This window comes from Cellulosilyticum sp., from assembly GCF_982396655.1.
In genome coordinates, this window is the sequence record NZ_CEVXFV010000084.1 from 1 (window position 1) to 11,383 (window position 11,383).

Annotated in this window: 20 protein-coding genes; 15 read left to right on the top strand and 5 right to left on the bottom strand. The window is 32.1% G+C overall.

Annotated elements, in window-relative coordinates; all coding sequences use genetic code 11:
• Nucleotides 1-237 precede the first annotated feature (237 nt).
• Nucleotides 238-1,143, bottom strand: a complete 906-nt coding sequence (locus AC1VAQ_RS20035; protein ID WP_479904448.1) for a TraX family protein — start codon at nt 1,141-1,143, stop codon at nt 238-240.
• 78 nt (nt 1,144-1,221) lie between these two features.
• Complete coding sequence (locus AC1VAQ_RS20040) at nt 1,222-1,671, bottom strand: hypothetical protein (RefSeq protein ID WP_479904449.1); 450 nt, start codon at nt 1,669-1,671, stop codon at nt 1,222-1,224.
• Between the two features lie 368 nt (nt 1,672-2,039).
• Here AC1VAQ_RS20040 and AC1VAQ_RS20045 point away from each other — a divergent pair, with 368 nt between their 5' ends.
• From AC1VAQ_RS20045 to AC1VAQ_RS20055, 3 genes are all read left to right on the top strand, one after another.
• Complete coding sequence (locus AC1VAQ_RS20045; RefSeq protein WP_479904450.1) at nt 2,040-2,807, top strand: hypothetical protein; 768 nt, start codon at nt 2,040-2,042, stop codon at nt 2,805-2,807.
• A gap of 76 nt (nt 2,808-2,883) precedes the next feature.
• Nucleotides 2,884-3,021 carry a hypothetical protein gene (locus AC1VAQ_RS20050; RefSeq protein ID WP_479904451.1) on the top strand — a complete coding sequence of 46 codons (138 nt, stop codon included), beginning with the start codon at nt 2,884-2,886 and terminating at the stop codon, nt 3,019-3,021.
• A gap of 136 nt (nt 3,022-3,157) precedes the next feature.
• Nucleotides 3,158-3,670, top strand: coding sequence for a putative periplasmic lipoprotein (locus tag AC1VAQ_RS20055; protein WP_479904452.1), 513 nt, complete (start codon nt 3,158-3,160; stop codon nt 3,668-3,670).
• A 257-nt stretch (nt 3,671-3,927) separates the two neighbouring features.
• Here the strand turns inward: AC1VAQ_RS20055 and AC1VAQ_RS20060 are convergent, their stop codons facing one another.
• Nucleotides 3,928-4,086: a ribbon-helix-helix domain-containing protein gene (locus AC1VAQ_RS20060; protein WP_479904453.1), complete on the bottom strand. Its 159-nt coding sequence runs from the start codon at nt 4,084-4,086 to the stop codon at nt 3,928-3,930.
• A gap of 168 nt (nt 4,087-4,254) precedes the next feature.
• On the opposite strand from AC1VAQ_RS20060, the gene AC1VAQ_RS20065 reads away from it, so the two are divergent.
• The 11 genes from AC1VAQ_RS20065 to AC1VAQ_RS20115 all read left to right on the top strand — a co-directional run bounded on the left by AC1VAQ_RS20065 (nt 4,255) and on the right by AC1VAQ_RS20115 (nt 8,606).
• A complete protein-coding gene (locus AC1VAQ_RS20065) occupies nt 4,255-4,863 on the top strand; it encodes a helix-turn-helix domain-containing protein (RefSeq protein WP_479904454.1) in 609 nt (202 codons plus the stop codon).
• Between the two features lie 21 nt (nt 4,864-4,884).
• A complete protein-coding gene (locus AC1VAQ_RS20070) occupies nt 4,885-5,064 on the top strand; it encodes a hypothetical protein (RefSeq protein WP_479904455.1) in 180 nt (59 codons plus the stop codon).
• A gap of 4 nt (nt 5,065-5,068) precedes the next feature.
• Nucleotides 5,069-5,332, top strand: a complete 264-nt coding sequence (locus AC1VAQ_RS20075; protein ID WP_302597018.1) for a ribbon-helix-helix domain-containing protein — start codon at nt 5,069-5,071, stop codon at nt 5,330-5,332.
• A gap of 13 nt (nt 5,333-5,345) precedes the next feature.
• On the top strand, nt 5,346-5,573 hold the full coding sequence (locus AC1VAQ_RS20080) for a hypothetical protein (RefSeq protein ID WP_479904456.1): 228 nt from the start codon (nt 5,346-5,348) through the stop codon (nt 5,571-5,573).
• A 12-nt stretch (nt 5,574-5,585) separates the two neighbouring features.
• Complete coding sequence (locus AC1VAQ_RS20085) at nt 5,586-6,515, top strand: ParM/StbA family protein (protein ID WP_479904457.1); 930 nt, start codon at nt 5,586-5,588, stop codon at nt 6,513-6,515.
• A gap of 127 nt (nt 6,516-6,642) precedes the next feature.
• Nucleotides 6,643-7,044, top strand: coding sequence for a YopX family protein (locus AC1VAQ_RS20090; protein ID WP_479904458.1), 402 nt, complete (start codon nt 6,643-6,645; stop codon nt 7,042-7,044).
• A 24-nt stretch (nt 7,045-7,068) separates the two neighbouring features.
• Nucleotides 7,069-7,299, top strand: a complete 231-nt coding sequence (locus AC1VAQ_RS20095; RefSeq protein ID WP_479904459.1) for a hypothetical protein — start codon at nt 7,069-7,071, stop codon at nt 7,297-7,299.
• A gap of 221 nt (nt 7,300-7,520) precedes the next feature.
• On the top strand, nt 7,521-7,895 hold the full coding sequence (locus tag AC1VAQ_RS20100; protein ID WP_479904460.1) for a hypothetical protein: 375 nt from the start codon (nt 7,521-7,523) through the stop codon (nt 7,893-7,895).
• A gap of 25 nt (nt 7,896-7,920) precedes the next feature.
• The gene (locus AC1VAQ_RS20105; protein ID WP_479903916.1) at nt 7,921-8,127 is read left to right on the top strand and encodes a hypothetical protein; all 207 of its coding nucleotides are present in this window, start codon (nt 7,921-7,923) and stop codon (nt 8,125-8,127) included.
• A 1-nt stretch (nt 8,128) separates the two neighbouring features.
• On the top strand, nt 8,129-8,278 hold the full coding sequence (locus AC1VAQ_RS20110; RefSeq protein WP_479904461.1) for a hypothetical protein: 150 nt from the start codon (nt 8,129-8,131) through the stop codon (nt 8,276-8,278).
• Nucleotides 8,250-8,606, top strand: a complete 357-nt coding sequence (locus AC1VAQ_RS20115; RefSeq protein ID WP_303244376.1) for a helix-turn-helix domain-containing protein — start codon at nt 8,250-8,252, stop codon at nt 8,604-8,606. Before AC1VAQ_RS20110 ends, AC1VAQ_RS20115 begins: the two co-directional genes overlap by 29 nt.
• 12 nt (nt 8,607-8,618) lie before the next feature.
• Here the strand turns inward: AC1VAQ_RS20115 and AC1VAQ_RS20120 are convergent, their stop codons facing one another.
• A complete protein-coding gene (locus AC1VAQ_RS20120; RefSeq protein ID WP_303244377.1) occupies nt 8,619-8,933 on the bottom strand; it encodes a helix-turn-helix domain-containing protein in 315 nt (104 codons plus the stop codon).
• A gap of 590 nt (nt 8,934-9,523) precedes the next feature.
• On the bottom strand, nt 9,524-10,336 hold the full coding sequence (gene srtB / locus AC1VAQ_RS20125) for a class B sortase (protein ID WP_302596698.1): 813 nt from the start codon (nt 10,334-10,336) through the stop codon (nt 9,524-9,526).
• 301 nt (nt 10,337-10,637) lie between these two features.
• Here srtB and AC1VAQ_RS20130 point away from each other — a divergent pair, with 301 nt between their 5' ends.
• The gene (locus tag AC1VAQ_RS20130; RefSeq protein ID WP_302596697.1) at nt 10,638-11,111 is read left to right on the top strand and encodes a zinc-ribbon domain and TM2 domain-containing protein; all 474 of its coding nucleotides are present in this window, start codon (nt 10,638-10,640) and stop codon (nt 11,109-11,111) included.
• Nucleotides 11,112-11,383 lie beyond the last annotated feature (272 nt).

Below are 11,383 nucleotides of genomic sequence, written 5' to 3' on the forward strand. Positions count from 1 at the left end.
GGAAAAGAGTTGATTTGATTAAATTAACTAATGTACCAGCATTACTAAATAAGCTGGGTGGCATTGATAAACTAGCAGAGAAAAAGGTTATTTCAAGTTCTGATGTTTGGATAAAAGGGACATATACAAAAGAGAATGTAAGAAGTTTATTGATTAAGTATATTATTTACTCTAAATAATAAGATAAACAAGAAGTCCAGTAATGTTTTTTATACTAAAGCCAATATAGGATTTGGCCTATACTGACTTTAATGAGATGTTAATGAGACCTATAATAAGTAAATGTAAAGGATAGATGATATAAAATGTATATTTTAGATTAAATCCTTTTTTTTGATTATAGAATAAAATAAGAAGTGAAGCTAAGGTAATAGCTATAAAATTACCTATATTATAATAGACTAATATATATAATAACACACCCCATATAATTATGCATAATGATTGTATTAGTTTATATTCCTTCGATAAGTATAAAGCTACTATTAAAAATATTCCTAGTAAAAAATTACCGTAGTCTGCACGTAATGCAATTAATAATAAATTGCCTATTAGAATTAAAAATAGCAATATATAATGGTATTGCTTATTAAAAGATTTATTTTTTAGTACATCAATAGAGTGAAGAGTTGCTAGGCCTATGGATAAAGTGTAAAAAATATTCAAATCATTACCAATTAGTGTTATTCCATTTACTTTAACAAATAGACTGGAGACTATTCCTGCTAATAGTATTAGAGGTGTGGTAATTGAGAAGCACTTGTGAGCTATTAGGTACCAGTATGTTATTGATGTAATAAAGGAAAAAACTAATGTAATAATGTTTATATTAGTATGATTAAGAGAAAATAGATTATTTATAGACTGTAGATTTGTAGGATAAGTAGCTAAAGTATATGGTACTTGAGATAGGATAGCAAATAAAAGCATTCTTGAGAAATATTTATTTTTATTCTTAGTATACTTCCAGCCAGTTATTAGTAAAAATGCAAATATAGGAAATGCAAACCTTCCGATATAACCCAATATAACTGTTAACTGGTGTGAAAGGCTTCCCCAGCCAGTCATATCACCATATGCATATTTAATATGATCCAATATCATAGCTATGCAAGCTATTATTTTTAAGATAAATGTACTCAAAGTATTTCCTCCTAAAGCTATAATAATATAAGAGACTACTACAAATGCTATTTTGTAATAGCCTCTTAACTTAATATGTTAATCTATAAAGCTTGTGATAGAGAAGTTTCCAGTAAGAATATCATTAGGACTATAAACGTAAGCGGTATATGTAACATCTGGCTTGCAATTTATCGTAGTAGTAGTTGTTGCTGATCTATGATAATTGCTTGTAAAACTATAACCATTTGACCCCGTTATTTTAATACAGTAATAAGGATTTGAACTAGTAGGTGATACTTTTACTGTAAATGCATTATGGTCCTCATTGATAAGTGCTCCTACTTTGAATGACTTGAGTTTGTATTCCTGTTGTTGTGCAGCATAGAATGAGCCAGATATATCTATTTTTCTACTATTAATAGTGTTAGTTTCTATTGTAGTAGAAATTGTAGATTCAGCACTAGCTACTGTATTAGCCATAAGGCAAGGTGTTGCTAACGAAATTGCAAATAATGCAACTGTTAGTTTGGATAATATTTTTTTCATCATAAATCCTCCTAAATATAAAATAAATACTAAGATAATATAACATATAAAAATATTAGAATATAAAAATATGTATAAATGGTAAGAAAATATGTCTGAATGGTATTAAAATTAATATTATAAAAATAAAACACATAATTGAGGTACATTTAACGGAGATAGAAGCGCCACTTAGAGTTAGACGTGAAGAGCTAGGGGAATAGTCCTCTAGTTTTTTTGTGTTTAGAAACAAAAGCAAATCCTAGATTATGATGGTTACATGAACGGCTATGATAATTTGATGTAAGGACATAAAGAATAGGGATAATATGACGAAATATAAAATTGTAGTATTAAAATATTTTATAATATATTTGGAGACATACAATATGCATATAAAATTAAAAAGAATCAAGGGTGTACGTCAAATAGGTCCTACATGTGGTATATTTGCATTATCAATGATAGTTGCTACATATGAGGGTAAAGGTAAATATGAATATAATAAAAGAGTTAATGAATTAGCATATCAAATGTTAGATTTGGCAATAGCTTATAAGCTGACTCAAATGGGAGAGATATTTAATAGTCAGACATTACAATCATTAATAGATATAATAAATAGTTCGGGTATTTTGGAAAAAAATACAAGGATAGTATGTGAAAAAAAAGAGTTTGATGAAGGAAGTTTAAAATCGATAATACTAGATGCAATAAATAATAAAAAATATATAATGTTTCCGTATTATTCTTCTTGTGGTGCAGTAAGAAGTAAATGTTCTAGCCTTAATATGAAACATGTACATTGGGGAGTAATAGATAATATCAATAATAAGAGTAATAAGGTATCTGGGGTAGAGGGGAATATGTTTATATGTAGAGTATATAGTTTGTTTAGAATACCTAAGAGTATAGGGAGTCTAATTAAGTCTAATCGACTAATAGGAGATAGGTTTTCATGGAGAGAGTATTTTAAGGGAAGATGGGTCAAAGGGGTGTGTATTACAGAAAGAATTTGTATAAGAAAACAAAGTAGAAGAATTATGGGCAAAATATATGTAATGGCTAAACTCAAAAAATTAAAGGAAATAAGTAGTAGCATTGACATTGATTTAAGAGGAAAATTATTTAATATTTATTTAGAACGAATGAAATAATAGTTTAAGAATATCATTTTAGATGGAACAGAGTGCAGGAAGTTATTTTTTTAGAATTAATAAGGAAGGGTATATGATGAGTAAAAAGATTTCCACATTAGAAGTAATGATTGCCATAATAGGAATTGCGTTATTGCTATTCGCTCCTAATACATATGTGGATATATGCGAGTGGATAGGTGGTATTGTATCAAGCTATATAATACCATATTAATTTATGTTTCTATGAAAAAGAAAATAGAGCTTAGGTGACCTAACTTCTTTTTTGTTGCACAAATCTTATTTATTTGAAATAATAGTCTAGTTACATAATAATAAACAATATACATGACAGAATGAGAGGCTTTTAGATGAAAAAGGAAATAATTTTATTAATGCTTACAATGATGCTTGTTGGATGTGCCAGTGAACCAGTGAAAACTAATCAAGTGAGCAGCGTAGAAGTAGAGGAAGCAGGAACAAGTGAGCAAATCGAGAAAGTAGAAAAAGAGATAGAGGTTCCTGAGCTGACAGAAAGCGATAAAGAGATATTAGATTCAACGATTAGTGATTGGACTTTTGGAGTATATGATGATTGCGAATTTAAATATGAATATGCAAGTAAAGATGATGGCTCAGTTGAGTTGGTGATATTTGCAAAGATTTCACAGGATTACGTAGCTAATTTGTACGGCCTAAAAGAGTATGATTCTAATACCATTCAAGACCGTATATTTACAGACCTAACGTTTGAAAATGTATATATAACTTTAAATGAAATGGAAGATAGTATCATGTCTCAAGACATATCATCTATGACCATGATTTACAATGATTTAGATGGCTCATTCTATGGGGCTAGCTGCTTCCCAAAACCATATTAATTAAACATGACTCAGTACATTAAAGTGCTTGAGTCTTTTTTTTTATCCACAGATTTATGCACATATTTTCAACAATGCATTTCTATATTCGGTATCCACCGTATACCCCCTACGGTAATGACAGCATACCCCTATGGTATCCACCGTATACCCCTACGTCAATGACCGTACCATATAATATATATATAATAAACTTATAGAAAACCTATACATAATGCGTGCGTAAGGTTTAAATTTCATCAAAAAAAGCCAGTGACTTATTTATCACTAGCGTATTGCGTAAGAATAGTAACTATTAGATTGTTTAAACTTCTATTATCTTCTTTTGCCAATTCAGTAAGTTTGGCTTTTAGTTCTTTTGGAAGCACTAAATTACATCTTGTGTTATGCTCAGCAATCATTCCATGTCTTGACATTTTTTCTTCTCCTTTATATTAAACATACGTTTATTATACCATAAATGCAAGGTAAGCACAAACCTTACACTTTTTTTAAGAAAAATGGTTGACACAACCAAAGATATGTACTATATTATTTACATAAGGTTGTTACAACCAAACACAAACCGAAGAAAGGAGTCAGCTATGGAAAACAAAATTGATGGCTTATGGATGCCACTTGAAATCCTACAAGACAAATCTTTAAATGCCAATGAAAAATTGGTCCTATCTATTATAAAAGCACTCGACAATAGCAGAGGTTGCTTCGCTCATAATCAGTACATAGCTGATCTAATAGGTTTGAAAAAAAGAAGTGTATCTGAGATTATCACTAACTTAAAGAAAAAAGGATATGTGAATATAGAGATACAAGGGTATAACAGTAGAACCATAAATGTAATCTCAAAATCAGGTGAGGTTGCAGAGCAGGTGCAAGAACAAGCGCCAGTGAAAGAAGAAAATAAAGTAGTGTCACTTAGTAGCAAAAAGAATAATACATGTAAACCAGGGTATAAAAGTGGCAATAAAAATAATACAGGCAAGTCCAATGCCGAAAAGGGTAAATTCTTTGGTGGTTATTCGCATGGATTTAACTATACCCAATTAGAGGAACTGGAAACACAGTATGTAGCCAATCAATTAGGTGCAATGCACCAGGGTGAAATATCAGCCAAAGCAAAGGAATTACTATCAAAAGTACATATTGATGAAGAGCCTAGCGAGTGGCTAGGTGTCAACCAACTAAAAATATAGTAGATTAAAAGGAGACTAAAAATGACAAAGAAAGTGGTAAGTAAAGTTATGGATACAATGTTTGTAGTAATGGTTATAGCAAAAGTTGCAGCAGTAGCCTATCTTTTAGGTTTATGTGGTGGGTTTGAAAATGGTTCTATCACTGGGAAAGATTTTCTTATTCGCGCAGTTATAACAATAGTGTTTATCTGTATTGGTTAATGTTATGGCGACAGTTACATTCAGCATCAAGATAGATGCAGACAAAAAGAAGCTTTTAGAATCTATAGCCAAGAGTAATTACAGAAGCCTTAGCGGTGAAATTAATATGGCCTTGGATTTATACATAAAACAAGTGACTACAGGTGGTACATTTGTACAGATGCCTGTAAGCTTACCAGTTGTTCCAGCAGTACAGGAGCAGGAAGTAAAAGAAGACGTACCAATGACATTGGAGTCATTTGGTGATGATGAAGTAGATGACTTGTAGGGAGGAAGTATAGATGAAAGTAGGAGAGTTCAATAGTACTTACGAGTATGCGAAAAGTGTAAATGTTGTAACAGCTGACTGGTTTAATATGATGATGTGGTTTTGGATGCAGCTAACAGAGAGACAACATAGAAAAATGTATGAGTTAATGCTAATGCAGGGTGCAGATGAAACAGTAGTAAATGGTCAAAAAGGCATAAAATTAAAACATGGCTCAGTTATATTTGAAAGATATCAATAGGAGGACAGGTAAATGGCAATGAACAATGTAAAAAAAATCGGTGTAGATATGGGCAACTCAACAATTTGTGTTAGTGCCCTAGTAGAGGAAGCAGTTAAACAGGCTTATGCTAGTAGCGTGTATTCACTCGATACTGCGATTGTAACAGGTGACGTAGTAGAAAGTAAGGGTGTAAAGCTTGCGTTAGGCGTAGGTCAAACTACGCTTACTAACGTGGACAAGACTAATAGGGAGTTAATAGAACATCAATTACTTTGGGCAGTTAACTCAGCCTTTGGAGCAGGTACACATTATATTAATTTAGGAATAGGGTTGCCAATTAGCATTTACAAGGCTAAAAAAGAAGACTACACAAACGCTATCAAGTCACTTGGTACAATTACAGGTAAAATAAACGATAAGGATATAAGTGTGAATTTGGCGAATGTGAAGGTCATGGCAGAAGGACATGCCAGCATCAAGCCACTTGCCAATTACATAAACAAGGACAACACGACACTTTTAATTGACATTGGAATGAAGACAACAGACGTTTTACTTGTTCGCTATGATGGAAAGTTTATCATTGACAAGTACGCTACTATTCCGATTGCACTATATGACATTTACCAAGTGTTAAGAGAGGCGATAGCTCAGCAAGGCGTAGAGGTTAGCATTGAATATATCGATAAGCGTTTTCAATCAGCTAGTCCAGTTGTTAGAACTGAAAAAGGCGATTATAATCTAGCAGATCACTTAGCAGATGCCAAGCACGTATGCAATGATATTATGAAGGCAATAGAGAATGAATTTGGCAAGACAATCTTACATGATAAGCTGTTTACTGGTGGCGGTGCTGAGAAGTTTTTAGCAGCTATCGGGGATGTACCAAATAATATTGACGTTCCACAAGACTTAAGATATTACAGTAACAGTTTAGGATATCTGCTAGGGCTTAGATAAGCTCTAGTAGATTGGAGGAAATAGACATGATTGATATTAGATACACTAAAGATGAATGGCAGTCAATTATAGCCAAACATTATCATGAAGAATACTAAAACAAAACCAAATTTGCGAGGCAAGGATAATGCGAGAACTTAAATTTAGAGTATGGTGTGAAGATAGAAAAGAAATGTTAGATATTCAAAGACATTCTTTTAAAACAGGAAAGTCAATGCCTTATGGATGGAATATGCAATATGAATTTGATGCTATTATGCAATACACAGGACTTGAAGATAAGAACGGTAAAGAAATCTATGAGGGTGACATTGTTATAGCCTACAATGAATATTGCGACACCATTTGCAAAGGAAAAATAGTTTGGGATAAATGGGAATGTGGGTTTTCTATAAAAGGTGCAGAACCAACATTTATAGGATGGTATCCATCATTAGAGGTAATCGGCAACATCTATGAAAATCCAGAACTATTGCAAGATAAAGATGTAAGAGTGCTAGGAGTAGAAGCACAAGTTTGCGGTAATTAAAATCAGAGTTTGGGAGGTTTAGATATGTTTAATGCAAGTGTAAGCAATAACTCAAGAGTAGAAATAAGTGCAGTTAGTGGAACGATAGTAAAATCACATAAAAAAAGCTACATAAGAAGAATGCATATAGAATCACCTGCAGCTAAAGATACTTTTAGCAAAGGAAGTAGTGAAGTAGTATTACAAGCTATGAATACAAATGATGGATACTTGCTTGTTGAGGTAATAGATAAGAAGGATTATGAAGAAGAATAAAATATAAGTTTGAAAGGGTGATATATATTAAAAATTCACAATGTATAAATTGCGTTAGAATAGGAGGATATACTTGCCCTTACTGCATAGATGCTTTAAGAGAAAAACATAAGATACGCAATGATTGCAATAAACATATGACATTGGAAGAATTTGTGAAAGGAAATGTTCAGTTGAGCATATTCGATTTATAAAATCCAAAATTGAGAGGGTGATTGATAGTGGAATTAAAAGACAAGCTAGTTGGATTTTACAGAACATGGACAACTAGGAAACTTGCAAAGGCATTTTCAGAATATGCCAAGTCATTAGGCCTTAGAAAATGGGATGGAAGGAGAAATGATAACTCTAATACATTCTTTACTGAAGGAAAAGATGAAGGATGGGACAGAGTTATATGTTCTATAGTTGATCCAGAGAAGAAAGAGCAACATATTCAGATTGTATTAAGAAAATATAGTTATTTACTTATTCAAGTAGGTGAAAAGAAAATATTTGAGTATGACAGTAAAAAAGATTTGATTGAATGTGATGATGAAATGCTAAAAGAAGCTATGAAAAATCATAAGGCATTATTTGATGTTCTATTAAAATAAAATCAGAGTTTGAAAGGAGTAAGCTATGACAATTACTATTGGTTGTACAGTAGGTGTGCAAGATATGTGCAATAAACATTTATACAGAGTTGGTAAGGTAAAAGAAATTATCAGTGAAAACTGCTGTGTAGTTGAAACTAAAGAGATTGAAGATGGTGAAATGGTCTTTTATGATTTCATAGCATACACTACTGAAATTGATTACTGTAAGGGAACAAAAGGGGGAAATTAAAATGAAAGACAACAAAGACATATTAATTCAAATAGCCTTAATGTGGGCAGTGCAATATGAAAAAGGAAGTAAAGAGGCGTGTGATATGCTTTTAGGGTACTACAAAAAGGAATTAGGTGGATATGAATATAAGTATAAAAGTATTTATTAATGATGTGCCTTTTGAAGAGCTGAGCAGGGAAAAACAATATAAGGTGATTGAAAATATTATGTCTAATTCGTTAACTAATTTAGAGATAACAGGTCAAACTGAGAATGTTAATTACGAGAAGTATGAAATGGTTGAAAGTGCAGGAATTGAATGTTATGCACCAAAGGATATTGCAAAGATCTTAAGTATATCACAAGCAGAGTCATACAGAGTGTTTAAGACAAAAGGTTTTCCAAGTTTCAAATTAGGCGAGAGGATGCTAAGAGTAACAAAAAAGGATTTTGATGAGTGGTTAAATAAAAAAATAGATGAAAATAGCAGACTGTGATTAGCCTGCTTTTTATTTAGTATCATTATATTTAGACACTAAAAAGTCTATGTAAGCATAGAATTCAATTCGGAGGGTATCTATATCTGCATCTGTAAGATTATACATATCTATAAATATATCGAATAAATCTTGCTTATCTGTTAAAAGGCTTATAGGACTTATAGCTAGCTTTTCACATATTGAGTCTAAGGTATCTAATGTAATGTTTTGGTTTGCTTCATAGCGTTTAACAGAATCAATAGACTTATTAATAAGTGTTGCAAATTCTTTTTGAGTTAGCTTGAGACTTTTTCGAATTTCTTTGATTTTTTCACCAGTGTTCAAGTTTATCACCTCTCACAGATTATATACTATAAATTTACAAAAATGTTGAAAGGTGAAAAAAATTAAACTATAATGATTAAAGGTGTAATAAAGTGAACTATTTATTTAAAGGGGGTGAAGTGTTATGGATGAAAAAAAATAGAAGAAAAAATAAAAGAGGGGTTAGATAAAATACGTAGTAACAGTGAACAATCAGAGGAGTATATAAAAGGGTTTAAAGATTGTATGAAATTAATATGGAATGTATTTGATATAGAGTATTAGTAAAGTATAGTAAGTATGTAAAAAATAAAGCACACAAGACATAAATTATAATCTTGCGTGCTTTATTTTTATACTAAACATATAATTATCTAGAGCATAATAAAGAGTATGTAGTATTTTTGGGTAGCTAACAAGTAGCTAACAAAAAGAGATAATTGGCAATTAAGGCAAAGAGCATCAAGGACAGAAAAAGAACCTAGGTTTCAGGGGGAGAAACCTAGGTTGAGGGGGGATTTAGCGATGTACCTCACACTTGGTACGTTAATATTATGGTCAGATGAAAAAAAATATATACATTTATGAGAAAAAAATTTTAAAATTATTTTTTAATGAGTTATACGTTTAGCTTGAACAATTGTACGTGCATTATCAAGCTCGTAACTACAAGTTACAAGAGTAATAATCTGGTCAGTGGCTGTAAAGTTTATAGGACGTGTAAATAAGGAGCGGCTTTGGCAGGCATTAAGATAGTCTAGAAAGGCTGCATCACTTGCATAGTTTACGCCAATGGTTTCTTGGTTGGCATCTACAACATAAACAGCAAAGACTTCATAAGCAAACTGTGTATAAAGATTGCTGACATATATATAAGGATGTTTCTCAAAAAAATCTTTGTCTTTAAAATTAATTAGTGCGTGAAACATGGCGCCATTATTCATATTATGTCCATAGATTAATGTATTTTTATTGTCTAAGTCACTTTGATTTCTATGATCAATATAAATGCTGCCGTAGACGGAAGGTGAATTATTGCTGTCATAACTTAGATAGTATGTATTATCACTATGCTGGACTAAGGGATAATTAATAGGTGTATCTTCGATAGTAATCCAACCAATGACTTCTGGGTTAACGGCTAATAATGGTAAATATTTATCTTGTATTTGAGCTGGAGTCGGTGAAGTAGGCGTAAATTTAGCAGATTTGCAAGAATGCATTATTAAGGAAGAAAAGCTGGTTGGTGGCGTTTTAATAGGATAAGTTGGTGCTGTAAGTTGAGTATACAATAATGTTTGCGTTTTATACTGTATAAGTGAGCTGAGTTGAGGCCATGTAGCATACAGCATAAGCATCAGTCCACTAATGATGAGAAGAATTGCAAAGAATGTAATGATATGAGAGACATATTTCTTTTTCATGAAGCAATCAGTCCTTTTATAAAAAATAATTAAAGATTATAGGCGTAAACGCTATACATAGATTTCACATGTATAAAGTTTAGTTAGTTATTATGTCGTAGTTATGTGAAATCATTGAGAGAAAGCTATTTACGTACATGTATAGTTCAAGGTTATAGTTGGTTTCTCTATATTTATATTTCGAAAGCATTTATAATAATAATGAATAGTTTTGAAATAAACTTGGTTTAAAGTTTGCATTAAATTCATTAGAGCATGATATAATGAAGTATATCAATAAGGACAAGGTGGGAGGCAGAAAATGTTTTGTAATAACTGTGGAAATCAGATAAGTGATGATAGTAGATTTTGTCCAGAATGTGGGGCACAGCAAAATGTAGGTTCTAATAATAATCAAGAAGGACAATATTATTACGATCAAAATTATGCAAATGGCAATTACACAAATAGCAATTATGCAGATAACGGCTATGCCAATGGTAACTTTACAAATAACAGTTATGGTAATGGATATAATACGCAAGGAACAATGGGAGGCGGCTACAATAGATATGATGTACCACAAAAATCACGACTAGTAGCAGGACTTCTTCAAATTTTCTTAGGTGGATTTGGTGTAGGCCGCTTTTACTTAGGATATACAAGCATGGGATTAGGACAATTATTTACGAATTTCTTATGTGGCATAGGCTATATATGGGCATTTATTGATGGCATACTTATTTTATGTGGACAGGTAAAAACTGATGCACGTGGGATACCTTTAAAGGATTAAATAGGGAAGGTTAGTAGAAAGGGGGGCAGCTGGTGAGTTGCCCCCTTCTAGCTACTCCTTCCGTGATTTGTGAACCTCTAAGTTCGAGATACAAAGCAACGTGGTGAACTCGCGCGCACGTTTCACTGCGCTGCTCAAACAGCACCACTAAAGGCGCTTTGTATCTCTTCACTAAGAGGTTCATCAAATCACTCCATAGGTAGACTAGTAGGGGTCAACTTACCAGCTTTTTTTCTACAGACCTATTTGGGGGAGAGAGAAAAAAGTGAGGT